22 protein-coding genes are annotated in these 24,981 nt (G+C 68.4%); 10 read left to right on the top strand and 12 right to left on the bottom strand.

All coding sequences use genetic code 11. The annotated features are described in order from the left end of the window. The first annotated feature begins 125 nt into the window (after positions 1-125). Positions 126-1,610 carry a M81 family metallopeptidase gene (locus tag ABIE65_RS10270; protein ID WP_354077502.1) on the top strand — a complete coding sequence of 495 codons (1,485 nt, stop codon included), beginning with the start codon at positions 126-128 and terminating at the stop codon, positions 1,608-1,610. On the opposite strand, the gene ABIE65_RS10265 is transcribed toward ABIE65_RS10270, so the two are convergent. Next, positions 1,594-2,238, bottom strand: coding sequence for a 2-hydroxychromene-2-carboxylate isomerase (locus ABIE65_RS10265; protein WP_354077501.1), 645 nt, complete (start codon positions 2,236-2,238; stop codon positions 1,594-1,596). The two genes, ABIE65_RS10270 and ABIE65_RS10265, sit on opposite strands and share 17 nt — an antisense overlap. Then, positions 2,235-3,206, bottom strand: a complete 972-nt coding sequence (locus ABIE65_RS10260) for a sugar kinase (protein ID WP_354077500.1) — start codon at positions 3,204-3,206, stop codon at positions 2,235-2,237. Before ABIE65_RS10260 ends, ABIE65_RS10265 begins: the two co-directional genes overlap by 4 nt. Between ABIE65_RS10260 and eda the strand changes: the two genes are divergently transcribed. Then, a complete protein-coding gene (eda, locus tag ABIE65_RS10255) occupies positions 3,205-3,864 on the top strand; it encodes a bifunctional 4-hydroxy-2-oxoglutarate aldolase/2-dehydro-3-deoxy-phosphogluconate aldolase (protein WP_354077499.1) in 660 nt (219 codons plus the stop codon). The two genes, ABIE65_RS10260 and eda, sit on opposite strands and share 2 nt — an antisense overlap. Positions 3,865-3,894: 30 nt before the next feature. Then, entirely contained in the window at positions 3,895-4,461 is a 567-nt protein-coding gene (locus tag ABIE65_RS10250; protein ID WP_354077498.1) for a septation protein A, read from the top strand. Between the two features lie 52 nt (positions 4,462-4,513). On the opposite strand, the gene ABIE65_RS10245 is transcribed toward ABIE65_RS10250, so the two are convergent. The 4 genes from ABIE65_RS10245 to proV form a co-directional block, all read right to left on the bottom strand. Beyond that, a complete protein-coding gene (locus ABIE65_RS10245) occupies positions 4,514-5,569 on the bottom strand; it encodes an energy transducer TonB family protein (RefSeq protein WP_354077497.1) in 1,056 nt (351 codons plus the stop codon). 101 nt (positions 5,570-5,670) lie between these two features. Then, entirely contained in the window at positions 5,671-6,558 is an 888-nt protein-coding gene (locus ABIE65_RS10240; RefSeq protein ID WP_354077495.1) for a glycine betaine ABC transporter substrate-binding protein, read from the bottom strand. A gap of 91 nt (positions 6,559-6,649) precedes the next feature. Beyond that, positions 6,650-7,585: an ABC transporter permease gene (locus tag ABIE65_RS10235; RefSeq protein WP_354077494.1), complete on the bottom strand. Its 936-nt coding sequence runs from the start codon at positions 7,583-7,585 to the stop codon at positions 6,650-6,652. Between the two features lie 3 nt (positions 7,586-7,588). After that, the gene (gene proV, locus ABIE65_RS10230) at positions 7,589-8,782 is read right to left on the bottom strand and encodes a glycine betaine/L-proline ABC transporter ATP-binding protein ProV (protein ID WP_354077493.1); all 1,194 of its coding nucleotides are present in this window, start codon (positions 8,780-8,782) and stop codon (positions 7,589-7,591) included. 519 nt (positions 8,783-9,301) lie between these two features. Between proV and pepN the strand changes: the two genes are divergently transcribed. Beyond that, on the top strand, positions 9,302-11,953 hold the full coding sequence (gene pepN, locus ABIE65_RS10225; RefSeq protein ID WP_354077492.1) for an aminopeptidase N: 2,652 nt from the start codon (positions 9,302-9,304) through the stop codon (positions 11,951-11,953). A gap of 153 nt (positions 11,954-12,106) precedes the next feature. Here the strand turns inward: pepN and ABIE65_RS10220 are convergent, their stop codons facing one another. Beyond that, the gene (locus ABIE65_RS10220) at positions 12,107-13,387 is read right to left on the bottom strand and encodes a DEAD/DEAH box helicase (RefSeq protein ID WP_354077491.1); all 1,281 of its coding nucleotides are present in this window, start codon (positions 13,385-13,387) and stop codon (positions 12,107-12,109) included. Positions 13,388-13,781: 394 nt separating this feature from the next. On the opposite strand from ABIE65_RS10220, the gene ABIE65_RS10215 reads away from it, so the two are divergent. After that, the gene (locus ABIE65_RS10215) at positions 13,782-14,201 is read left to right on the top strand and encodes a hypothetical protein (protein ID WP_354077490.1); all 420 of its coding nucleotides are present in this window, start codon (positions 13,782-13,784) and stop codon (positions 14,199-14,201) included. A 4-nt stretch (positions 14,202-14,205) separates the two neighbouring features. Here the strand turns inward: ABIE65_RS10215 and ABIE65_RS10210 are convergent, their stop codons facing one another. Beyond that, positions 14,206-14,568, bottom strand: a complete 363-nt coding sequence (locus tag ABIE65_RS10210) for a nitrile hydratase accessory protein (protein WP_354077489.1) — start codon at positions 14,566-14,568, stop codon at positions 14,206-14,208. A 149-nt stretch (positions 14,569-14,717) separates the two neighbouring features. On the opposite strand from ABIE65_RS10210, the gene ABIE65_RS10205 reads away from it, so the two are divergent. The 4 genes from ABIE65_RS10205 to ABIE65_RS10190 all read left to right on the top strand — a co-directional run bounded on the left by ABIE65_RS10205 (position 14,718) and on the right by ABIE65_RS10190 (position 17,955). Beyond that, positions 14,718-15,914, top strand: a complete 1,197-nt coding sequence (locus ABIE65_RS10205) for an acyl-CoA dehydrogenase family protein (protein WP_354077488.1) — start codon at positions 14,718-14,720, stop codon at positions 15,912-15,914. 127 nt (positions 15,915-16,041) lie between these two features. Further along, the gene (gene trmB, locus ABIE65_RS10200) at positions 16,042-16,728 is read left to right on the top strand and encodes a tRNA (guanine(46)-N(7))-methyltransferase TrmB (protein WP_354077487.1); all 687 of its coding nucleotides are present in this window, start codon (positions 16,042-16,044) and stop codon (positions 16,726-16,728) included. A gap of 54 nt (positions 16,729-16,782) precedes the next feature. Then, positions 16,783-17,451 (top strand): UdgX family uracil-DNA binding protein, encoded by a 669-nt coding sequence (locus ABIE65_RS10195; protein ID WP_354077486.1) that lies wholly within the window; start codon positions 16,783-16,785, stop codon positions 17,449-17,451. A gap of 63 nt (positions 17,452-17,514) precedes the next feature. Next, positions 17,515-17,955, top strand: a complete 441-nt coding sequence (locus ABIE65_RS10190; protein ID WP_354077485.1) for an MmcB family DNA repair protein — start codon at positions 17,515-17,517, stop codon at positions 17,953-17,955. Positions 17,956-17,965: 10 nt separating this feature from the next. On the opposite strand, the gene ABIE65_RS10185 is transcribed toward ABIE65_RS10190, so the two are convergent. From ABIE65_RS10185 to ABIE65_RS10170, 4 genes are all read right to left on the bottom strand, one after another. Next, positions 17,966-18,733 (bottom strand): metallophosphoesterase, encoded by a 768-nt coding sequence (locus ABIE65_RS10185; RefSeq protein ID WP_354077484.1) that lies wholly within the window; start codon positions 18,731-18,733, stop codon positions 17,966-17,968. Positions 18,734-18,775: 42 nt separating this feature from the next. Next, complete coding sequence (locus ABIE65_RS10180) at positions 18,776-19,333, bottom strand: ActR/PrrA/RegA family redox response regulator transcription factor (protein WP_354077483.1); 558 nt, start codon at positions 19,331-19,333, stop codon at positions 18,776-18,778. Beyond that, positions 19,330-20,643 carry an ActS/PrrB/RegB family redox-sensitive histidine kinase gene (locus ABIE65_RS10175; RefSeq protein ID WP_354077482.1) on the bottom strand — a complete coding sequence of 438 codons (1,314 nt, stop codon included), beginning with the start codon at positions 20,641-20,643 and terminating at the stop codon, positions 19,330-19,332. Before ABIE65_RS10175 ends, ABIE65_RS10180 begins: the two co-directional genes overlap by 4 nt. 78 nt (positions 20,644-20,721) lie before the next feature. Then, positions 20,722-23,346, bottom strand: coding sequence for a PAS domain S-box protein (locus tag ABIE65_RS10170; protein WP_354077481.1), 2,625 nt, complete (start codon positions 23,344-23,346; stop codon positions 20,722-20,724). 218 nt (positions 23,347-23,564) lie between these two features. Between ABIE65_RS10170 and ABIE65_RS10165 the strand changes: the two genes are divergently transcribed. Continuing rightward, positions 23,565-24,965, top strand: coding sequence for an amidase (locus ABIE65_RS10165; protein WP_354077480.1), 1,401 nt, complete (start codon positions 23,565-23,567; stop codon positions 24,963-24,965). Positions 24,966-24,981 lie beyond the last annotated feature (16 nt).

The following is a 24,981-nucleotide window of genomic DNA, read 5'->3' as shown; positions in this document are numbered from 1 at the left end:
GCGCGACGCCTGCATTACCTGCATCACACCTACGCCACTTGCGCGCGGCTTGCGGCACGACTCATGCTTTGGGCAGGTCGCGGACCACCGGCCTGTGGCGGACCGCACTTCGAGGAGACTGATGCATGCGCGTCGTGATCGCGATGATGAAGCACGAGACGAACACCTTCTCCCCGGTGCCGACGCCGCTCGCGCGCTTCGCCAAAGGGCAGGCGGAGCCCTACTACGGCCGCGAGGCGTTCGACGCCTTCAAGGGTACGGGCACGGCGATGGGCGCCTTCATCGAGCTGGCCGAGGCCGCCGGCGCGGAGATCGTGACGCCGGTCGCCGCCAGCGCGCCGCCGTCGAAAGAGGTCGAGGACAAGGCTTACGAACACATCGCGAAGCTGATCTGCGACGCGGTCGCCGAGGGCTGCGATGCCGTTCTGCTCGACCTGCACGGTGCCATGGTCACGGAGAGCTTGGAGGACGGCGAGGGGACGCTGCTGAAGCGCCTGCGCGCGATAAATCCGACGGTGCCGATCGGCGTGTCGTTCGACATGCACACCAACCTCTACCCGGAGATCGCCGCGCACGCGACGGTGCTGGCCGGCTACCAGACCTATCCGCACATCGACAATTACGAGACCGGGATGCGGGCCGGAAAGCCGATCTTCGCGATGCTGAAGGGCGAGGTGAAGCCGGTGATCGCCTGGGACAACCGGCCGATGCTGCCGCACGTCATGCGCCAGGGCACCGACGATTTCCCCAACAAGGAGATCCAGGCGCGCTGCAAGGAGATGGAGCGGCAGGGTGCCCTGACCGCGACCTTCTTCGTCGGCTTCCCGCACGCCGACATCAGCCTCGCCGGCTCGAGCGCCATCGTCGTGACGGACAACGATCCGGCGCTGGCGAAAAAGTATGTGGACGAACTGCTCGACATGGCGTGGCAGAACCGCGAAGCCTTCGTCTACAAGATTGAGCCGCTGGCCGAGTCGCTGGCGCGCGCGAAGGCGATCAAGGACGGGCCGGTCGTCCTGCTCGACCATTTCGACAATTCCGCGTCCGGCGGCACCATGGACACGACGACCGTGCTACGCGGCATCATCGAGGCCGGACTGGAGAGCGTGGCGGCGTTCGCGATCTTCGACCCGGCATCGGTACAGGAGATGATCGCCGCCGGCGTCGGCGCAAAGGTCACGCTGAAGCTCGGCGGCAAAATGGACATGCCGTCGATCGGCAAGACCGGCGAGCCCCTGGAGGTGAGCGGCACCGTCCGGGTCATCACCAACGGCCAGTACCGGAACCGCGGGCCGGCATCGAAGGGCGTGCTGATGGACATGGGCCCGACCGTGGTGCTCGACACCGGAAAGGTCGAGATCGTCGTCGTCTCGCGCCACCAGGAGCCCAACGACCTCAACGCCTTCTACAGTGTCGGTATCGACCCGCTGGCGAAGCGCTACCTGATGTTGAAGAGCCGCATCCACTATCGCGCCGGCTTCAAGCCGATCGCCAAGGCGATCATCGAGTGTGCGGGTACCGGCGTCTGCACCTCGGACTATTCGCAGCTCACCTTCAAGCGGGTGCGCCGGCCGGTCTATCCGCTCGACCTGATCAACGAGCCGGGCTGACCGCAGCCGCCTCCGCCCGCAGCCGCCAGAGGTGGTGGCGGAGCAGCGGCAGCCGGTCGTTGCCCCAGAAGACGGCGTCGCCGACGCAGAAGGTCGGCACGCCGAAGGCACCGCGGGCGCGGGCTTCGGCGAGCCGCGCATCGTGCAGCGCCGCGGTGGCCGGCTCGTCGGTGAGTGCCCGGAACCGCGCGGCATCGATCCCCAGGTCGCGCGCCGCCTCGTCGCAGGCGTCCTGGCCGATCACCGTCCGGTCGCTGGCGAAGATCGCGGCGAACAACCTGCGGCTGAACGGTTCGGCGAGCCCGAGCCGGCCGGCGGCGACGCAGGCGAGCGCCAGGCGTTCGGCATCCATCCGGCGGCCGCGCGCTTCGTGGAACGGTACGCCGTAGAAGGATGCCCAGGCTTCGGCGTCGCGTTGGCGGTAGGCCCAGTCGTACTGGCCGGAGACCGGGGCGCCGGCGAACGGGTCGGTGCCGTCGGCGGCGATCAGCCGGCCGCTGAACAGCGGAAGCCAGCGAAACCGGCAGGCATAGCTGCGGGCGATCCCGTCCAGCTGCGTCGACGCGAGATAGGAATAGCGGCTGCCGATGCCGTAGTAGAAGTCGATCTCGATGGCCGGCGGATTCACTGCGGGCTCCAATCGAAATGGGGCATCGCATCGCGCGGGATGATCGCGCCGGCATGGCCGATGACGGCGGTGGCGAGGCGGTGGCCCGACAGTGCCGCGGTGGCCGGATCGAGTCCGGCCAGGCGTGCCATCAGGTAGGCGGCATTGAACGAGTCGCCGGCGGCGGTCGTGTCGACCGGCAGTTCCACGGGCGTCGCCGGAATGCGCTCGCTGTAGCCGTCATGGGCGAGGATGCAGCCGTCAGCGCCGTTCTTCACGACCACCTCCGCGATGCCGAGGCCGGTCAGGCGGGCGACCGTACCTTCCGGCGTCGCGTCGCCGAAGAGAGCCACGTCGTCCTCGGCGCTCGGCAGCGCGATATCGGCATGAGCGAACAGGCGCGCCGTCCAGTGCCGGCCGGCCTCGATGTCCGGCCAGTTGCGCGGTCGCCAGTTGGTATCGGCCGCGATGCGTGCGCCTTCGGCCCGCGCCGCGGCGACGGCCGCGAGCAGCCGCTCGCGTCCCGGATCGTCGAGGATCGACAGGGTTATGCCCGACACGTACACGAGGTCGTCCCGCGCGAGCGAGCCGAGGGCGGCGTCGCCGTGCGGCGGAGCGGTCAGGTCGCGCGCCGCGGATGCGGAGCGCCAGTACCAGAAGCTGCGCTCGCCGCTCGAATCGGTCTTGATCAGGTAAAGCCCCGGCAGGCGCCCCGGCAGGCGCGCCACCCTCTCGGTACCGACGCCCTCGGCCTGCCAGCAGGCGAGCATCTCGTCGCTCAGAGGGTCGTCGCCGAGCGCGGTCACGTAGTCGACGGCGATGCCGAGGCCGGCGCCGAGCCGCGCCATATAGACGGCGGTGTTCAAGGTGTCTCCGCCATAGCGGCGGCGCATCGTGCCGGGACCGGTCTCGGTCAGCTCGATCATGCATTCGCCGACCGCGGCGACCCGTTTAGACTGACCGTTCATCGCCGCGGAGCGTAACACCATGCCTCCACCGGACCATAGCATCTCCGGTATCGAGCGGGTCTGGAACGGCGAACGGGTCGTTCCGGTTCTGACGATCGCCGACCGGTCGACAGCGATCCCGCTGGCGCGCGCGCTGGTTCGCGGCGGGATCCGCGTTCTGGAGATCACGTTCCGGACGGCCGCAGCCGCCGACGCCTTGAGGATGATCGCCGACTCGGTGCCCGAGGCGATCCTCGGGGCGGGCACGGTCCTGGACCCGCGACAGGCGATGCGCGCCGCCGAATCCGGGGCTCGGTTCATCGTATCGCCGGGATTCGGTGCCGACGTCGCCGGCGCCAGTGCGGACGCGTCGTTGCCCTATCTGCCGGGGGTCGCCACGGCGACCGAGATCATGGGGGCACTTTCGCTGGGTTTCGACAGGCTGAAGCTGTTTCCGGCCGCGCAGGTGGGCGGGGTCGCGGCCATACGCGCGCTGTCGGCGCCGTTCCCGGACGTGCGCTTCTGTCCGACCGGTGGTGTCGACCGGCGCTCGAGCCTGGAGTATCTCGCGCTGCCGCAGGTCTTCGCGGTCGGCGGCTCCTGGATGGTGCCGCCCGATGCCGTGGCCGCCGGGGACTGGCAGAGGATCGAGGCGCTGGCGCGAGCCGCGACCGGCGGACCGGAAACCGCCTTTGCCTAGCGGGCACGCTCACCCCATATCCGACGCGCCATGAAGAATGCCGAACCCTCCTGGCTGCGCCCGGCCGTCGATTACGGTCCGCTCGCCGCCTTCTTCGCCGTCTATCTCGTCGGCGGCCTGCTGCCTGCGACCGCCGCGTTGATGGCGGCCACGGCCGTCGGTCTGGCCCTGTCGCTGGCGGTCACCCGTCGTGTTCCCGTCATGCCCCTGGTGACGGCGGGCGTGGTCGTGGTCTTCGGCGGACTGACGCTGTGGCTGAACGACGATACCTTCATCAAGATGAAGCCGACCATCGTGCAGATGCTGTTCGCCTGCGTGCTGCTCGGCGGCCTGCTGTTCAACCGGATGCTGCTGAAGCCGCTCTTCCATACGGTGTGGTCGATCGACGATGACGGCTGGCGCCGCCTTACCCTCCGGTTCGGCCTGTTCTTCGTCGCGATGGCGGTGCTCAACGAGATCGTCTGGCGCACCCAGTCCACGGACGTCTGGGTCAGCTTCAAGGTCTTCGGAATCCTGGTGCTGACGTTCGCGTTCGCGATGGCCCAGGTTCCTCTCCTCAACCGGCACCGGCTTCCCGAACGCGACGCCACGGGCTGATCGCGGCCCGGCCACGGGTATCGCCTGGCACCGCCGCAATGGACTCCGCTACTCAGAAGAGGCGATTGAGGACGCTGAGCGAGTAGGTGATCGGCAGGGAGACGGTCGCGCTGCGGCCGGTGAAGGTCTCGGGCAGTGCCGGGACGGGATCGGCGGCCCGCAACAGATCGAGCGCCGCCTCGTCCAGCGCCGCGGCGCCGGCACTTCGCTCGATAGCCGCTCCGCTCACGCTGCCGTCGCGGCCGATGGTGAAGGTCACCACCGCCGTGCCCTCCTGCTTTCTGTCGCGTGCCTCCCGGGGATAATTCTTGTAGCGCGCGAGATGCCTGAGCAGGCGGTCGAGATAGTCGTCGCCCGGGTTCTCGCGCGCGCCGTCGCCGAGCACCGCGCGGCCGCCGCCGGACGAGCCCCGTCCCCCGCCGCCTTCACCCGGTGCGCCGCCCTGGCCGGTCGAGCCGTTCGCCACGCGCGGGGCGAGCAGGTCGATGGGCGGGCCGGGCGCTGCGTCGGCCGGCTCGTTCCGTGCCGGCGGCAGGATGTCGGGCGGTGCCGGCTGCGATAGCGATGGTGAGGGTGGGGGCGGCGGCGGGGTCGGCGACGGCGGATGCGGCCGGTAAGGGCGAGGCGTGGGGAGTGGCGGCGGCTCACGAAGGTCGGCGCGCGTCGCGGCAGCGGGCGGCTGCGCTGCATCGGGAGCTGCATCGGTCGTCTCGGCAGGGGGGCGCGAAGGTTCGGCGGGCGTGCCGACCGACGATCCTGTCGGGCGCGGCTCCGGCGGCTCGGCGGGTGCTGCAGCGGTCGCTACGCCGGGATCGCCCGCGGCCGCGGGCGATCCCGCTTCACCAGTACCGCCACCGCCGCTGCGGCTCGACTGTCCGCCGCCCTGGGCGCCGGACCGCCCGTCCCCCAGCACGAGACGCACGGTCTGCGGCGCCGGCTCCTCGATGACGCGGCCCGGCCACTGGAAGAAGAACAGTGCCGCCACGACGAAGGCGTGGACACTCAGCGAGAGGGTCAGCGCCCGCCATGGCCGGCCGGCGGCGCTCGGCGGCGTGGCGTGCGGGCCGTTTTCCGGCGGCATCGCAAAGCCCGGACGGTCGGCTTTCACAGCTGGCTCCGACGGCTGGCCTTACCGTTCACAAACGAAGAACGCCCGGCGTGGGCCGGGCGTTCTGTTCGACCGTCGGACGGCCGGGATGACGGCGAGCGTCAGCCCATCTTGCCGGTGAGCCAGTAGTCGATCCGCTTCGGATTGGCTTCGATGTACTTGTCGATCGCCTTCTCGTAGGAGGTCTCCTGGGCGTCGTACATCAGCGCCTGGAGTTCATCGAGCGGCAGGTACATCCGCGCCAGGAACGCGCCGACCTCGGGATTGTCCTGGTAGAAGCCTTCGCGCGCGATGACGTGAACGCGCTCCTGGCCGCCGAGGACGCCTTCCGGATCCGTCAGGTAGCGCAGCTTGTGCGCGCCGAACATCCAGTGCGGGCTCCAGCCGGTGACGACGATCCACTCGTTGCGCTTTACCGCACGCTCCAGCGCGGCCGTCATTGCGGCACCGCTGGCCGAGACGAGCTCGTAGTCGTCGAGGTCGTACTTGTCGACCGCTTCGTTCGACAGGCGCATCAGGCCGGCTCCGGGGTCGATGCCCTGGATCTTACCGTCGAGCTTCTCCTTGACCGCGTCCTTCTTGAGGTCGGTGATGGAGGAGAGCTGGTCGCTCGGAACGTAGGCCGGAACCACCCAGCCGAGCTTGGCGCCGGTGTAGATCGGGCCGAGATCGATCACATCTCCGGCGACCTTCTCCATGTAGTCGCCGTGCGTGCCGGGCAGCCACGCCATCATCATCATGTCGAGATCGCCCTTGGCGACGCCCTGATACTGGACGGCGATATCGGCCAGGGTGAGCTTGACCTCGTAGCCGTCGTAGTTCTCCTCGATCAGCTTCTTGGCCATCTTCGTGACGGCCTCGGCGTCGGACCATGCGGTCCAGCCGATGTTGATTTCCTTGTCGGCCGCCACCGAACTTCCGGCGAATCCGGCGACCGATGCGGTCGCGATCGCGGCCCCCATCAGCAGAGCCTTCGCTGTTCGAATCATGCGGTTCTCCTTTTCGTCTCTCGTTTCAGGTCGTCCGCCGGCGCAGCCGTCGGAGGCGGAACGCTTCGAGCGGCGTTCCTTGTTGCCGCGCCTAGTGCCGAGCTTCGGCCGGCGCGGGGTGAACGGTTGAACTCTCGGCCGACCCCGCCGTGGCGTGGCCGCGGCGGAACAGCGACCGGAAGGCTGCGGCGAGGCCTCCGTCCGTCCGTCGCGTGCCGACAGTCTGTGTGATGCGGTCGAGGATGATCGCCAGGATCACGACGCCGAGGCCGCCCTCGAAGCCGAGGCCGACATTCAGGCGCTGGATGCCGGTCAGCACGGTGTTGCCGAGGCCGCCGGCACCGATCATCGAGGCGATGACCACCATGGACAGGGCCAGCATGATCGTCTGGTTGACGCCCGCCATGATCGACGGCATCGCCAGAGGCAACTGCACCTTGAACAGCAGTTGCCGCTCGGTGCAGCCGAAGGCGATGCCTGCCTCGACGTTCTCCTTGCTGACGTGGCGGATGCCGAGATTCGTCAGGCGGACCGCGGGCGGCATCGCGAACACGACCGTCGCGATCGTGCCCGGCACGGCGCCCAGACCGAAGAACATCACGGCGGGAATCAGGTAGACGAACGGCGGCATCGTCTGCATCAGGTCGAGAACCGGCCGGATGACCTTCTCGACCGTGTCGTTGCGCGCCATCGCGATGCCGATCGGAATGCCGATCGCCAGCGCAACCGCCGTCGCCGACAGGACGAGTGCCAGGGTCGACACTGTCTCCCGCCAGAGACCCATGCCCACCACCAGCAGCAATGCGACGATGGTGAAGAGTGCGAACCGCCAGCCGAGGCGCCAGAGGGCCAGGACTGCCACTCCGGCTATGAAGGCCCACCAGGGGATCCAGCGCAGCCCGTCCTCGAGGCCGTTCGCCAGCAGGCCGATGGCCCACGCGATCGCGTCGAAGGCCGGGGTGAAATTGTCGATCAGGAATTCGACGATGGCCTCGACCCAGGAGCCGATCTCGATCTCGAAACCCATGGCTCAGGCTCCCCTGTCCAAGAGCTTCAGCAGCGTCGTCTTCGAGATCGCGCCGACATAGCGGCCCTTGTCGTCGATCACCGGGACGGGATAGCGGCTCTCGGCCACCGGGCCGATCAGGTCGGCCAGCGGCGTGTCGTTGCGGATGGGCATGCAGCCCTCGACGAATGCGTTGGCGTAGCGAGGTTCGGCACTGCGCTTCAGCTCCTCGCGCAGCGTGTCCGTCGTCACCATGCCCTGGACCCGGCGGTCTCGGTCGATGACGAGGCCGTAGTCGCGGTCGTGCTCGTCGAGGCGGTCGATGGCGGCGCGGATGCCGACGCCGGGCCGTTCGATCACCGTGACGAGGTTGCGGCGGGCCGCGTCGCCCGCAGTGAAGACCCGCGTGACGTCGACGCCGTAGAAGAACGAGCGGACATAGTCGTTCGCCGGCTTCTGGACGATCTCCTCGGGCGTGCCGATCTGGACGATGGCGCCGCCCTCCATGATCGCGATTCGGTCGCCGATGCGCATCGCCTCGTCCAGGTCGTGCGTGATGAACACGATCGTCCGGGCATGCTCGCGCTGGAGCCGCAGCAGTTCGTCCTGCATCTCGGTGCGGATCAGCGGGTCGAGGGCCGAGAAGGCCTCGTCCATCAACAGGATCTCGGGATCGGTGGCCAGGGCACGCGCGAGGCCGACGCGCTGGCGCATGCCGCCCGACAGTTCGTCCGGCAGGCTCTGGGCATAGGGCGCCAAGCCGACGGCCTCGATCGATTCCATCGCCCGCCGGGTCTGCTCCGCCGCCGGCACGCCCGCGACCTCCAAGCCGAAGCACACGTTGCTCAGGACCGTGCGGTTCGGCAGCAGGGCAAAGCTCTGGAACACCATGCTGATCTTGCGCCGGCGGACCTCGATGAGCGCGTTCTTGCCCATCTTCGTGATGTCTTCGCCGTCGATGAGGACGGATCCGGCGGTCGGCTCGATCAGGCGGTTGAGCAGCCGGACCAGCGTCGACTTGCCCGAGCCCGAGAGGCCCATGACCACGAAGATCTCGCCTGCGGTCACCGAGAAGCTGGCGGAATGGACGCCGACGACGTTCCCGGTCTCCTGCTGGATCGTGTTCTTGTCCTTGCCGGCCTCGATCAGCGCGAGGGCACGCTCCGGCTTGTTGCCGAAGATCTTGAACAGGTCGCTCGCGACGAGCTTTTCGGTCATCGACCTTCCGGGTTTGTTTCAACGAGAGGGCGGCCGGCAAAAGCTGCGCACACCGCAACGGCGACCGAAAGCGGCGGCCGCAACAATCAGCGCATACCGGCGCCGAGCATCTCCATATATCCGCCATAATCCCGGGAATCAACCCTGGCGGTCGATATGAGCATCAGATAAGAAAAAGGTCCGCTGCGAACAGCGTTGTGTCAGCGGATTCCTGGCCGTTTGTCGGTCCGCGGTGAAGTATTGCGCTTGTATAGTGTCGGCGGCTTTCGGTGGCCGCCAAAGCGGTTCGGAAATATTCGTTCTGACTGTACTTTCGCGTCGCGCCCGGTTCGTCAGTCGCCGATCCGGAACGCGTTTCGACCGTCGCACGTTCCAAAACGGGGAAGCCGGACGGAGGGGGGCGGCGGGAATGGCAGCGCCGCTCCGCCCGGATGTCCAACAGAGACCTTTCGGCCCACCTACCATGAGGGTTACTTTCGCTTCGAAACGCTCCAGCAAAACGCCAACCGGAGGCGACCGATGGCTGCCGAAACGCCGAAGACGATCCGTCTCGCGGACTATCGCGCGCCGGACTTCCTCGTCGAGACGATCGACCTCACGTTCGATCTCGAACCGAAGGCGACACGCGTCACCGCGAAGTCCGCGTTCCGGCGCAATCCAGCGCACAAGAAGGACGAGAAGCGCCCTCTGGTCCTGGATGGCGAGGACATGAAGCTCATCTCGGTCGCGCTCGACGGACGTGCGCTGGAGAAGGCGGACTACGTGGTCGGCGACGAGACGCTGACCGTCGCCGACGTGCCCGACGACTTCGAACTCACCGTCGTCACGGAGATCGCCCCGGAGGACAACACGCGCCTGGAGGGTCTCTACCGCTCCAGCGGCGTCTACACCACCCAGTGCGAGGCCGAGGGGTTCCGGCGGATCACCTATTTCCCCGACCGGCCCGACGTGATGGCGAAGTATCGCGTGACGATCCGGGCCGAGAAGGAGGCGTGCCCGTTCCTCCTGTCGAACGGCAACCTCGTCGCCGAGAAGGAACTCCCCGAGGGCCGGCACGAGGCCGTCTGGGAAGATCCCTACCCGAAGCCGTCATACCTGTTCGCGCTGGTGGCCGGCGACCTCGCCAAGGTCGAGGACGACTTCACCACCGAGACCGGCCGTGAGGTGAAGCTGCGCATCTTCGTCGAGCACGGCAACGAGGGGCGCTGCGGCTTCGCCATGGACGCGCTCAAGCGCTCGATGCGCTGGGACGAGGAGACGTACGGCCTCGCCTACGACCTCGACCAGTTCAGCATCGTCGCCGTCAGCGACTTCAACATGGGCGCGATGGAGAACAAGAGCCTCAACGTCTTCAACGCCAAGTACATCCTGGCCGACCCCGAGACGGCGACCGACGCCGACTACAGCTTCATCGACACCATCGTCGCGCACGAATATTTCCACAACTGGACCGGCAACCGGGTCACCTGCCGCGACTGGTTCCAACTGAGCCTGAAGGAAGGCCTTACCGTCTTCCGCGACCAGCAGTTCTCCGAGACGACCCGCTCGCCGGCGGTGGAACGGATCAACCAGGTGCGCTCGCTGCGCGCCCGGCAGTTTCCCGAGGACGCGGGTCCGACGGCACACCCCGTGCGCCCGGCGGAATATATCGAAATCAACAACTTCTACACGCCCACGGTCTACGACAAGGGCGCCGAAGTCATCCGGATGATGCACACGCTGCTCGGCCGCGACGGCTTCCGCAAAGGCATGGACCTCTATTTCGAACGGCACGACGGGCAGGCGGTCACCTGCGACGACTTCGTCGCCGCGATGGAGGACGCCAACGACCAGAAGCTGACCCTTTTCCGCCGCTGGTACAGCCAGGCGGGCACGCCGACGGTCACGGTCACCGGCAAATACGACGACCTCGCCCGCGCCTACGAGATGACGGTCACGCAGGAGACCAAGCCGACGCCCGGCCAGCCGACGAAGGAGCCGCTGCACATTCCGCTCGCGGTGGGGCTGATGGACCGGCGCGGCCGGGAGATGCCGCTGCGCTTCGAGGGCGAGAGCGTCGGCAAGGAGGCCTATACCCGCGTCGTCGAGCTTACCGAAGATAGGCAAACCTTCCGTTTCCTGGGGGTGGTTGGACGGCCGGTGCCGTCGGTGAACCGCGCCTTCTCCGCGCCCGTGCGGATCGACCTCGCCTATTCCGACGAGGATCTGGCCTTCCTGATGGCCAGCGACCCCGACCGGTTCAACCGGTGGGAAGCGGGTCAGCGCTATGCGACGAAGCTTCTGCTGAAGATGGTCGAGGAGGCCCGCGCCGGCAGGGAGCCGGAGGCCGACTCGCGTTTCGTCGACGCGATCCACGCCGGCCTGCGCGAGGAGGACCCCGATCGCAGCTTCATGGCGCAGATGCTGGTGCTGCCGAGCGAGGACTTCCTGGCCGAGCAGATGGCGGTGGCCGACGTCGACGCAATCCACAAGGCCCGCCAGGCCCTGCGCCGGGCCATCGCCACGCGCCTGACCCACGACCTGCTGGTGATCTATCGCGGCAACCGGAGCAACCGACCCTATGCTTTCGAACCGGAGGCGGCGGGCCGCCGGGCGCTGAAGAACGCGGCACTCGGCTATCTGACGGCGCTGGGCGACGAGGCGATGATCGACCTCGCGACCGAACAGTATGACGGCGCCGACAACATGACCGACCGCATGGCGGCGCTGGCGGCGCTCAACGATCTCGACGTGCCAGCACGCCGGAAGACGCTCGACGACTTCTACGCGAGGTTCGAGAAGAACGGGCTGGTCATCGACAAATGGCTGGGCCTGGAGGCGATGTCGGCGCTGCCGGGTACCCTCGACAGGGTCAAGGAACTGACCGGCCACAAGGCCTTCTCGATCAAGAATCCGAACAAGGTGCGCGCCCTGATCGGCGCGTTCGCCAGCGGGAATGCCATTCGCTTCCACGCCAAGGACGGCTCTGGCTATGCCTTCCTGGCCGACAAGGTGATCGAGCTCGACACGCTCAACCCGCAGGTGGCGGCGCGGATGGTGGCGCCAATGCGCCGCTTGAAGAAGTTCGACAAGGACAGGCAGGCGAAGATGCGCGCCGAACTGGAGCGGATCCTCGCCGTGCCGAAGCTGTCGCGCGACGTCTACGAGATCGTCTCGAAGTCGCTGGCGTAGCGCGCGTGGGGGCGGAAAGGCCCGCCCTTCGAGATGGCCCTGCGGGCCGCCTCAGGACGGTTTTTTCCTACTCGTTTGCCATAGAAGGCCTCGGGCTGAGGAGGCCGCGCGAGCGGCCGTCTCGAAGCATGAGGTCGGTCCCGCAGTGGCCCGTCAGGCGGCGCGGCGGCGCCCGCCGCCGTTGAAGCCGCCGCCGTTGCCGCTGCCGCCGCTGCGCCGTCCGCGACCGGCGCCACCCGGCGCCTGACCCGGCCGGCCGGCCGGCTTGCGCCGAGACGTTACCGCTGCGGCGGCCGCTTCGTCGTGCCAGGGATGCGCCGGGTCGACGGGCACCTGCTTGCCGATCACCTTCTCGATGTCGCGCAGCCAGGGGGCTTCCTCGCTGTCGCAGAAGGAAATCGCCGCGCCGTCGGCACCGGCACGGGCCGTGCGGCCGATCCGATGGACATAGCTTTCCGGCTCGTTCGGCAGGTCGAAGTTGATGACGTGCGTGACGCCGTCGACGTCGATGCCGCGTGCCGCGATGTCGGTCGCGACCAGCACCCGCAGATCGCCGGAGCGGAAGCCGTCGAGCGCCCGCTGCCGGGCGTTCTGCGACTTGTTGCCGTGAATCGCGTCGGCGCGGACGCCGCCCTTCGCCAGCTGCTCGGCGACTTTGTTGGCGCCGTGCTTGGTGCGGGTGAAGACGAGCGCGCGCGCGATGCCGCGATCGCGCAGCAGGTCGGCCAGCAGGGCGCGCTTGTTCGTCTTCTCGACGAAGAGCACGCGCTGATTGATGCGGTCGACGGTCGACGACACGGGCGTCACCGCGACGCGGGCCGGATCGCGCAGCAGGCCGCCGGCCAACTTCTCGATCTCGGTCGGCATGGTGGCGGAGAACAACGCGGTCTGCCGGTCGGTCGGCAGGGCGGCGACGATGCGCCGCACGGCGGGCAGGAAGCCCATGTCCAGCATCCGGTCGGCCTCGTCGAGGACGAAATGCTCGACGGCGTCGAGGCGCAGGTGACCCTGCTCCATCAGGTCGAGCAGGCGGCCGGGGGTCGCGACGACCAGGTCGACGCCGCGCGCCAGCGCCTGGGTCTGCGGGTTCTGGCCGACGCCGCCGAAGATGGTGGCGCGGGTCAGCTTCAGGTTGCGGCCGTAGCTGCGGGCGGAATCGGCGATCTGCACCGCCAGTTCGCGCGTTGGGGTCAGCACGAGGGCCCGGATGGTGCGGGACTTCGGCCGGACGTTGCCGGCGGCGAGGCGCTGCAGGATCGGCAGGACGAAGGCGGCGGTCTTGCCGGTGCCCGTCTGGGCGATACCCAGCAGGTCGCGGCCTTCGGCGAGCGGCGGAATTGCGCCGACCTGGATCGGGGTCGGGGTCTCGTAACCTTCGGAGGCGACGGCACGGAGGAGGGGTTCGATCAGACCGAGATCGGTAAACGACGTCATACGGTGGAGACTCTTTCAATGCGTGCGCAGCCGCGCCCGCGGGCTGTGCCCCGGGTGCTGCGCGGTGATGGACAGCGAGGAACGATTAACGGCCCGTGCATACCCGCCACGGCAGATCCCTGAGGACCGGTGGCGGGTCGCGCGATGGCCTGCTCGGAAGGCGGCTGGCGCGCGGAGCGTAGAGACGAGGTCGTTGGCCTCGCCTCCTGAGATGGCCGTTCGTTGCCACGAAGTCAACGCGCGCGTCACTGTATGCGACGGTTCCACCCAAGCGAATTGCGGAAATTCTTGGATTTAGGGTTCCGCTCGTCGGACACCGCTACGACATAGTCCGGAAGAATGACCGGGCACAACGCCGGTTGCCTTCGTTCCTGCCGCGTGTAAGGAGAAATCCATGACCACCTACGCAATCTTCGTCGCCGCGGCCGAGAGCGACTGGAAGGGACCGCCGGTCGCGACATGGGACGCCGCGCTGGTGCAGGACGAGAACCTGGTGCTCAAGGACGCCGCCAACACCGAGAAGCTGGTCGGCTGCGCGCTCGGCGACCTGGAGAAGGTGCGCTGGTGCACGCTGGCGGAGGCGAACGGCAGCGGGTCCTGCCTGCAGCTGGACGTGACGATCCGCAGCACCGGCAAGATCTTCGCCTATGCGTCGGACGGCTGTCTGCGCCATCTCGCCGATAAGGGCGTCGATACGGAGGAGATGGACGAGCACGACAAGGGCGTCTTCCAGCCTCTCTGGCAGAAACTGGACAACGAGAATGCCGATTTCACCGCCGAGATCATCTCGCTGGTGAACGAGGAACTGACCTGAGCCTCTAGGGCTCATCCTCGGGTCTGAGTACGATCGGGCTGCCGTGCGGTGTGCGGGCGGCGGCCCTTTCCCAGGCGTGTCTGCGGCGGGCGAGGATGTCGTGCGATGCGATCCGCTTCTCGATGACAATCCGCTCCAGCGCCGCCAGCCAGTGCAGATAGTAGGTCTCGCCGGTATCGGGGTCGCCGCGTCGGACGGCGGCCTCGATCTCTGCGGCGAGTGTCGTCGCCCACTCGGGCCAGGTGAAGGCGCCGGCCTCGTGCAGCTTCACCGTCATCGCGAACGCCTGGGCCTCCCACGGCTCGCGGAAGACGGGGCCGTCTTCGTCCCGTGGCAGCCCCGGGACGTCGGGCAGGCGTGGCGACATCGGCGACAGCTTCCATCGGCGGGTGTGCGAGACGCCGACGATAGCGGTGCGCCGCCATCGGCGGCAACGTCCGCTTGAAAAGGGGCAGGGTCCCGCCTAGCCTCCGCTTCAGGAGTTCGGACCAGAGACAGCAGCCGGGAGGCACCGCCATGGATTTGTCATTCGACCCTCAGGACGAGGCCTTCCGCGCCGAGGCGCGCGCCTTTCTAAAGGCGAAGCTGCCGGCGTCCACGGCGGAAAAGGTGAAGAAGGGCTACGAGCTCACACGGCCCGAGATCATGCATTGGCACCGGACGCTGCACGCGCAGGGCTGGGTCGCGCCGAACTGGCCGAAGGAACATGGCGGCCCCGGCTGGACCGTGACGCAGAAGTACATCTACGACGAGGAGGCCTCCCTCGCCGGTGCGCCGCGGCTGATCGCCTTCGGCATCACCATGTGCGGCCCCGTGCTGATGCGCTTCGGCACCGACGCGCAGAAGCAGGAGTTCCTGCCGAAGATCCTCTCCGGCGACATCATCTTCTGCCAGGGCTATTCCGAGCCCGGCTCCGGCTCCGACCTCGCGTCGCTGAAGACGCGCTGCGAGGTGCATGACGACCATTTCCTGATCAACGGCCAGAAGACCTGGACGACGTCGGCGCACATGGCCGACTGGATCTTCTGCCTCGTGCGGACCAACAACGAGGGTAAGCGGCAGGAGGGCATCTCCTTCCTGCTGATCGACATGAAGACCCCCGGCGTGACGGTGCGGCCGCTGATCACCATCGAGGGCAGCCACGAGGTCAACGAGGTCTTCTTCGACAACGTCAAGGTGCCGAGGGAGAACCTGGTCGGCGAGATCGACAAGGGCTGGACGGTCGCCAAGTACCTGCTCGGCCACGAGCGCATGGGCGGCGGCGCCCTTGGCGGCCAAAAGCGCCTGCTCGCCGAATTGAAGAAGGTCTCGTCGGAGGAGACCGTCGACGGCGCGCCGCTGAGCGAGAGCCCGGCCTTCGCGCGCAAGGTCGCAGAGGTCGAGATCGAGCTGCAGACGCTGGAGATGCTGATGCTGCGCCAACTGGCGGCCGTCTCGGCGGACCGCGAGATGGGCTTCGAGGCGTCGATGATCAAGATTCGCCGCAGCGAGATCCAGCAGCGCCTCTCCGAACTGAAGATGGAGGCGATCGGCTATTACGGCGTGCCGTTCGAGCTGAAGGCGCTGAAGGAAGGCTGGAACGAGGAGCCCGTGGGTCCGGATTACGCGAACGCGCTGGCGGCGCACTATTTCAACGATCGCAAGCACTCGATCTTCGCCGGCTCCAACGAGATCCAGCACAACATCATCTCCAAGGGCATGCTCGGGCTCTGACCCGGCGTAAGGCTCCGGCCGCAAGGCCGGGGCCGGACCTGCCGCCCCGACGCGGCTTTTGTTCGATCGCCGGTCATGCCGGCGATCTTTCTTTTCCGGCAGGGCACCGGCCCTCCGACGGCGCGGAATGACAGACGCCCCAAAGCATCGCTTCTATGGCCGCCGCAAGGGCCGCCCGCTTCGTCCGACGCGCCAGTCGCTGCTCGACACGATGCTGCCTGCGCTGTCGATGCCGGAAGGCGAGGGGCCGTTCGAGCCGGCCTCGCTCTTCGATCCCGCGCCGCGCGAGGTGTGGCTCGAAATCGGCTTCGGCAACGGCGAGCACCTGGTCTGGCAGGCCGACGCGAACCCGGATGTCGGCATCATCGGCGCCGAGCCGTTCCTCTCCGGGGTTGGGCGGCTGCTCTCCTATCTCGACGAGCGACCGCGACCGAACGTGCGCATCCACGCGGACGACGTGCGCCCGTTGCTCGACCGCCTGACGCCGGGCAGCCTGTCGCGTGTCTTCATCCTGTTCGCCGACCCCTGGCCGAAGACGCGCCACCACGAGCGCCGCATCGTCTCGACGGCGACGCTCGACCGGCTCGCCGTGCTGATGCGCGACGGCGCGGAACTGCGCCTGGCGACCGACGACATGGGTTATCTGCGCTGGATGCTGGAGCACACCCTGCGGCATCCGGCGTTCGAATGGACGGCGAGGCGGCCGGGCGACTGGCGCGAGCGGCCGGCCGACTGGCCGCCGACCCGCTACGAGCAGAAGGCGATCACGGGCCGCAAGCCGATCTACCTCTCCTTCGTGCGCCGCCCGCGCTGAGAACCGGCCGAGCCTGCCGCGTGTTTCGTCCAGCGACACGACGGGAGAGGCGAAATGGCCGAGAGTGCGGCGGACTTCATCCCAGAGAACCCGACGATGCCGCGGCTGCGCAAGGCGGCGGCGGGCTGCAGGGGCTGCGATCTCTACGAGCGCGGCACGCAGACGGTCTTCGGCGAAGGCGCCGGCGGCGCGCTTCTGATGCTCGTGGGCGAGCAGCCTGGCGACCAGGAGGACCTCCAGGGGCGGCCCTTCGTCGGCCCCGCGGGAAAGCTGCTCGACCGGGCCCTCGCCGATGCCGGCATCGACCGGTCGGGAACCTACGTCACCAATGCGGTGAAGCACTTCAAATGGGTGCCGCGCGGCAAGCGGCGCATACACAGCAAGCCGTCGTCCTACGAAATCCGGGCCTGCGCGCCGTGGCTTGGGGCGGAGATCGCGGCGGTCTCGCCGACGCTGGTGGTCTGCCTCGGTGCGACGGCGGCCCAGGCCTTGCTGGGCACGGGTTTCCGCGTCACGAAGAGCCGGGGGCAGGTCCTGAAGGCGGAGGGCGGCTACCCCGTCCTCGCCACGCTCCACCCCTCCGCCATCCTGCGCGGCCCGTCCGACGCCCGCGAGCGCGCCTATGGCGACCTCGTCGCGGACCTCCGCCATGCACGGGAAACGGCGGAAGCGGGTGGCGTGGGCGAGGCGGCGCGTCGCGGACCGGCGGGTGCCGCCGGTTGACTCCGGCGTCCCGTTTGCAGAGGATGAGCATCTGGAACAAACAGGAAACACGGGCGGCGGACGATGCTCGACGGCAGCACCGCGCCGGAGCGCACACTGCAGGTCACGCGCGGCACCGGGCGACTACTGCGGGCGATGGGGTACGGGGTCGTCCAGGAGTTTTCGCTCCGCACCGGCCGGCGCGTCGACCTGTTCGCGCTGGCGAGCGACGGGACGATGATCGCGGTGGAGGTGAAGACGTCGATCGTCGACTTCCGCGGCGACGGGAAGTGGCCGGAGTATCTGGAGTGGTGCGACGCCTTCTATTTCGCCGTGCCGGCCGATTTTCCGCAGGAGCTGGTGCCCGACAGCTGCGGGCTGATCGTCGCCGACGCCTGGGACGGGGCGATCCTGCGGGTGTCGCCGTCGCTTCGTCTGGCGCCGGCGCGGCGGCGCCACCTGCTGCTGCGCTTCGCGCTGTCGGCGAGCGGTCGGCTGCACCGATTGCTCGATCCGGAAGGGTGAGGAAGGTCGCTCAGGTTTGCAGGAAGCGGTGGTCGGCGCCCTCCAGCACCAGACAGGTCAGTCGCCCGGTGGCGAAGGCGCCGGTATCGATGCCGATGCGGTTGTCGAAGACTTCGGGTCTCTCGGCGATGGTGTGGCCGTGCACCACGACGAGGCCGTGGTCGCGATCGTCATCGAGGAACGGCTCGCGGATCCAGAGCAGGTCGTCCGGCTCCTGATCGTCGAGTGCGACGCCAGGGCGGATGCCGGCATGGACGAAGACATAGTCTCCCTCGCGGTGCGTCCGTTGCAGGTTGCGCAGGAAGTCGAGATGCGCTGCCGGCAGGGCGGCCGCGAGGTCGCGGCTCATCCGGGCATGCCGTTCGTCCGGCGCGGCGTCCGCCGCCCGCCCCACGCCGTAGCTCAGGAGCGTCTCCAGCCCGCCGTTGGCCAGCCAGGCCGGTGCGATGGCAGGGTCGTCGAGGAATCTCAGCATCCAGGCGTCGTGGTTGCCGATCAGGTCGACGCGTTCGAAGGCGGGCATCGCATCGCCCGCCAGCATCTCCAGGACCTGGCGGGACTGCAGGCCGCGGTCGACATAGTCGCCGACATGGATGAGGACGTTGCGCTCCGCTGCGGATGCGGCGGCGTCGCGGCGGATCAGCGCGTGCAGCCGGGCGAGCAGGTCGGCCCGGCCGTGGATGTCGCCGACCGCGTAGACCCGCGTGCCGGGCGGCAGCGCGTATTGCGGGCGGCGGCGACCATGCCTGGAGGCTGGCCTGAAGAAACGCGCGATCATCGCCGCGGAACGGACCGCGTCAGCCGGCCCGTCGTGCAAGCGTCATTCGCGGGGCGCATGCTTGGCGAGGATGCGCTGGAGCGTGCGCCGGTGCATGCGAAGCTGGCGTGCCGTCTCAGAGACGTTGCGGTCGCACTGCTCGAACACGCGCTGGATGTGTTCCCAGCGTACGCGGTCGGCGGACATCGGCCGTTCGGGCGTCGGCGGCGGGCCGTCCGTCTTCTGCAGCAGCGCCGCCTCGATGGCGTCGGCGTCGGCCGGCTTGCTGAGATAGTCGACCGCACCGGCCTTCACGGCCGCGACGGCGGTGGCGATGTTGCCGTAGCCGGTCAGGACGATGATGCGGATGTCGGGCTTCACCTCCCGCAGCGTGGTGACGACGTCGAGGCCGCTGCCGTCGCCGAGCCGCAGATCGACGATCGCAAAATTCGGCGCGTCCTCCCGCGCCGCGACCACGCCGTCGGCGACGCTCTCCGCGGTGCGGACGGTGAAGCCGCGCCGTTCCATCGCGCGTGCCAGGCGCGTGAGAAAGACCTGATCGTCCTCGACGATCAGCAGCGTGCGGGCCTTTTCCCCGTGAGTGGCGGCGTCCTGCATCATCCCCCCTCGTTCGATGTATCGAATATGGCGCGCGGCCACGTGACCGCAACTTCCGCCCCGCCTTCGGGCGCGTTCGTGAACGAGACCCGCGCTCCGGTCCGCTCCAGCAAGGTCTGCGCGATGAAGATGCCCAGGCCCATATGCTCGGTATCGCCGCTGCGGCTGGAAAGATACGGTTCGCCCAGCCGGCCGAGGAGCTGAAGCGGAAAGCCCGGGCCGTCGTCCGCGATGCGCACGGTCACCTCTCGCGCGGTCCAGGTCACGTCGACCGTCACCTCGCTGTAGGCGAATTGTTGTGCATTGGCGAGGAAGTTTCCCAATCCGTGGACGATTTCGGGTGTGCGGGCCAGATGCGGTTCGGGCGAATCGTCCGGCGTCTCGCGCAGCACCGCGAGTTCCACGTCCGGCCGGCGATGCGGTGCGGCGGCCTCCTCGATCAGGTCGCCCAGCGCCATGCGCAGGAACGTCTCGGCCGTGTCGGGGCGTCGCGCCAGTTCGGCGAGGATGTCGCGGCAGCGCGCCGTCTGGCTGAGGAGCAGTTCCGCATCCTCGCGTTGCGGGCTGTCCTCCGGCAGGTCGCTCGCGAGTTCGCGGGCGACGACGGCGATGGTCGCGAGCGGCGTGCCCAGTTCGTGTGCAGCCGCAGCCGCCAGCGTCCCGAGCGACGATACGCGCTGTTCGCGGGACAGGGCGAGCTGCGTGGCGGCCAGGGCGTCCGACATGCGCCGGGCGTCCGTCGCAACGCGCGCGACGTAGGTCGCGATGAAACCGATCCCGCAGACGAGCGCCGCCCACACTCCGGTCACGTAGGGCAGCGGCAGTTCCGGCGGCGGACCGTCCCAGGGCAGCGGCCAGTGTTCGACGGCGAGCAGCGACGCGGCCGCGATCGCGAGCGCGCAGAGGGCGATCGTACTCCGGCCCGACAGGATGCTGGCCGAAACCGTCACCGGCGCCAGCAGCAGGGGGCAGAAGGGATTGCGCAATCCGCCCGTCAGATAGAGGAGGGCAGCAAGTTGCAGCACGTCGAAGGCGAGGTGCCAGGTCGCCGCCCGCTCGCCCAGCCGCCCGCCGTTGCCGAAGCGCAGGATGACCGCAAGGTTCATCGCCACCGACGCGCCGACGATGCCGAGCGCCGGGACGAGCGGCACGTCGAAGTCGAGGCCCAGGTCGACGAGGAGCAGCGTCAGCGCTTGGCCGGCGATGGCGATCCACCGGATCAGGACGAGCGTCCGCAACTGGATGCGCCGGGTGGGGGCCGGTTTGGCGGAGTGCGGGTGGGGCGGGGGCTTGATGCTCTGCGCGCTGATCATGCGCCGTTTTAGCAGGAAGCTGCGGGTCTCACAGGGGCAACCCACCATGGCCACGACCGTCTGCGTCGGCGATGCGGTTCAGGCGTCGACGTGCGCGGTTTGCGAAAGACGTCCGTCGAGAGCATCGCGGATCAGGCGTGCCAGCTCGGCTTTCCGATAGGGCTTGAGCAGCACCGCAACGTTCGGTTCTTCCCCCGTGGCGTCGGCAATGGTGCTGGTCGGATAGCCGGACGTGAAGAGAACGGGAAGGGTCGGGCGCAGATCGCGCGCGCGCCGTGCGACCGCGAGCCCGCTGACGCCGCCCGGCATCACCAGGTCGGTGAACAGAAGATCGATCGGATCGTCGGCCGCGAGGCGCTGGAGAGCGGCGTTGCCGTCCGACGCCTCGATGACCCGGTAGCCCAGCGCGACGAGCTTGTCGACCGCCTGCCGCCGGACGCCCGGATCGTCTTCGACCACGAGGACGGTTTCGCCGCTGCCGGCGGCGTCGCCGGACGGGCCGGGCCGTTCGCGCTCCGGCTGTTCGGCGGACCGGGCGCGCGGCATGTAGATGGTCACTGTCGCGCCCCTTTGCGGCGCCGAGTCGATCGTCACATGTCCGCCGGACTGCTTGACGAAGCCGTAGACCATGCTCAAGCCCAGGCCGGTGCCCTTGCCGACGTCTTTCGTAGTGAAGAACGGCTCGAACGCCCGTGCGGCGACGTCGCGACTCATGCCCGTTCCGGTATCGGACACGGCGAGGGCGACATAGTCGCCGGGTGCGATCTCGTCCTGCGGTCTCGCCGGGTCCTCGGCGATGGTGGCATTCCGGGCCGTGATCGTCAGCCTGCCGCCCTGCGCCATCGCGTCCCGGGCATTCAGCGCCAGGTTCAGCACCGCCGTCTCGAACTGGGCCCGGTCGACCGAGGTCGACCACAGGTCGGGCTGGGCGTCGAACCTGATCTCGATATTGCCGCCCAGGGTGCGGCGGAGCATGTCCGTCATAGCGACCATCGTCTCCCGGAGGTCGATTCGCGCCGGCTGGAGCGTCTGCCTGCGGGAGAAGGCGAGGAGGCGGCGGGTCAGGCTGGCGCCGCGCTCCGCCGCCTGCAGCACCTGATCCGCCATGTCGTGCAGACCGCGGTCGTGGGCCAATGCGTCCGCCAGAAGTTCGGCATTGCCGACGATGACGGTCAGGAGATTGTTGAAATCATGGGCGATGCCGCCGGTGAGCTGTCCGACCGCATCCATTTTCTGCGCCTGGCGGAGCTGGTCCTCTGCCGCATGCCGCTGTGAAACGTCGCGAATGGTCAGTATGGCGCGGCGCTCGCCGCCGAGCCTGACGACACCCGCCGACAGCTCCACCGGAAAGCGGATCGCGTCGGCGCGCAGGCCGACTGTGTCGGCGTTGAGGCCGGTTGCCCGGCCGTCCATGCCGTCCACGAAGTCCGGGTCGCACTCCGGAAGGATCCGGGAGATGCGGCTGCCGCAGAGCGAGCCCCCGGTATGGCCGAATATCGTTTCGGCGGCGGCGTTGACCTGCTCGATGCACCCGCTCCCGTCGAGCGTTACGATCGCGTCCGCCGTCGTGTCTAGGATGCCCTGGAGCCTTACCCTCTCGTCCTTCAGCGCTTCGGCGTCCCTGCAGCGGCTGATCGCCGTCGCCAGGACATAGGCCATTGCCTGGACGAAGGTGGCGTCCCCCTTGGAGAACCGGGACGGTCGAAGGCTATGGCAGCCGATGACGCCGAAGACGCCTTCGTTCAGGCGTATCACGGCGACCAGGCTCGACCGGATGCCGCGCTCCAGCAGGTCGTCGACGCTCTTCAGGCTGTCGTCGCGGCGGAGGTCGTCGACGATCAGCGGCTCCCTCTGGTCCAGGGCGCGGGCGGACAGCGAATAGCCGCGTGCCGATACGGACTGCCGGGCCGGCACTCCGTCGGGCCATCCCACCCTTGCCTGGATCTCCAGGCTGTCCTGGTCGGCGGCCATCCTGTAAATGTTGCAGAGATCGAGCCCGAGCGCGTCGAAGGTCGCCCGGGCAGCCGCGGGAAAAAGCCGATCCAGGCTGCGGTCCTCCAGCGCGATCTGGGCGACCGTCGCGATGGCATGCTGCTCGCCGTTGCGCAGCGCGCTCTGGCGCTCGTCCGCGATCGCCTGTTTCGTGGCGTCGACCACCGTCACCAGCGTGCCGCGAAACGTGCCGTCCGCTGCCACCCGTGGGCTGGCGCTGATGTTCGCGAGGAAGTGTCCGCCGTCCTTCTTCGGGACCCGCAACTCGTAGTTTTCGCGTTTTCCCTGGGCGCGTGCGGCGAGTCGCGCAGCGACGAACGCCCGATCTTCGGGGTCCACGAAGGTCGCGATCGAGCGTCCGATCACCTCGTCACGCTCGCGGCCGGTCATCTCGAGCAGGCGATCGTTGACGAATTCCACGTTGAAGGCGGCGTCGGTCAGGAATATGCCTTCCTGGACCGTCTCGAAGAGCGCGGCATACAGAAGTTCGCTATGGCGCAGACTTTCGCGCACCTCCTCGACCCGGACGTGCCGCCGCCAGAGCAGTATGAAGACCGTCACCGCCGTCGCCTGTCCGGCCAGGGCGAGCAGCCAGCCCAGGTCGCCTGATCTCCACCATGATGCGAGAAGTCCGAGCCCCGTCGCTCCCGCCAGCGCAATCGCACAGCCGGCGACGATGATCTCACGGAAGCGCGGACTCTTGAGCCGCACGGTCATTCCGGGCCAGCGTACCGTGACTGGTTGCGACCACGATCCGGGTCGACGCCGACCGTCGGGTATCCGCGCATTGGCTAAGGTCCTCCGAGGGTGCAGAATAACCAGCTGCCGCTCGTATGTGTGAATTTCCGCCTGATTCACGCAGTGTTGATCCGCCTCTCGCGGCCCGCGCGCGTCGGGAGCGGTCGGTCTCTCTCCATGGAGAAGTACGCATGCCAGCTTCCCTCTCGCCGTTCGCCCCGATTCACCAGATCTCGGCGGCCTTCGCCTCCGGTGCGGCGTCGCCGGTGGCGCTCACCGAGACGTATCTCGATCGTATCGGCGCGCTGGACGGCAAGCTGGGGGCTTTCGTCGACGTCTATGCCGATCAGGCGCGTCAGGCGGCGGAGGGTGCGGAGAAGGCGATCCGGTCCGGCCATCGCATCGGTCCGCTCCACGGCGTGCCGATCGCGCTCAAGGATCTGGTCGAGATGGAAGGCCGCGTCACCACCGGCGGATCGGCGGCATGGCGCGACCGGCGTTCCCAGGTCACGGCGACCATCGTCCACCGGCTGATTGCCGCCGGCATGATCGTGATCGGCAAGGTGCTGACCGTCGAGTTCGCCTATGGCGGCTGGGGAACCAACCAGCATATGGGAACGCCCTGGAACCCGTGGGACATGGACGAGCACAGGGTTCCGGGCGGGTCGAGCTGCGGTTCGGGTGTCGCGGTCGCCGCCGGCCTGACGGCGGCGGCCATCGGCACGGATACCGGCGGGTCCGTGCGGCTCCCGGCCAGCTTCTGCGGCATCGTCGGCCTGAAGACCACCGTCGGCAGGATCTCGACCTGGGGGGTGCTGCCCCTGTCCGAGACGCTCGACACCATCGGCCCGATGACGCGCTCGGTCGAGGATGCGGCGCTTCTGTTCGACGCCCTGCAGGGACCGGACCCGAAGGACCCGAACACGTTGCGGCGCGACAATGCCGATGTGCTGGCGCCCCTGCGCCGCGGCGTTGCGGGACTTCGTCTCGCCGCACTGCCGGCCGCCGAACGCGAAGGCATCGATCCGGAGGTCCTGGCGAACTACGACGAATCGCTCCGTCGCCTGGAATCGCTCGGCGCGACGATCGTTCCGATCGAACTGCCGCTGCACATCGCCGCCTATGCCGCCCCCGTGGCCACCATCATCGCCTCGGAGGGGTATGCCAACCTGCGCGAGACGGTGGAGCACGGCAACCTGGCGCTCGACCGGCACGTCCGCGAGCGCGTGCTCGCCGGGAAGTCCTTCAGCGCGCAGGACTATGTCCTGACCCTGCGGCTGCAGCGGCGCCTGCGGCAGGCCATGCTGGAGGCGATGGAAGGTATCGACGCCCTGCTGACCCCGACGACCACCTCGGCCGCGCTGCCAGTGGCCGGAATCGACGAGGGAAAGACGCCGGCGACGCTGACGCGCATGGGCAACTTCGTCGAGATGTGCGGCCTCTCGCTGCCGAACGGCTTTACCGCCGGCGGGTTGCCGACGTCGCTGCAGATCCTCTGCCGCGGCTACGACGAAGCGACGGCGCTGCGGATCGGCTGGGCATACGAACAGGCGACCGAATGGCACCGCCACACGCCGCCGGGCGTCTCCTGACCGGAGACGCCGCGCT

Source organism: Constrictibacter sp. MBR-5 (genome assembly GCF_040549485.1).
In the GTDB taxonomy this organism is placed as follows: Bacteria; Pseudomonadota; Alphaproteobacteria; order JAJUGE01; family JAJUGE01; genus Constrictibacter.
The sequence above is the reverse complement of the archived record's forward strand: the minus strand, read 5'-3'. Positions and strand labels throughout refer to the sequence as shown.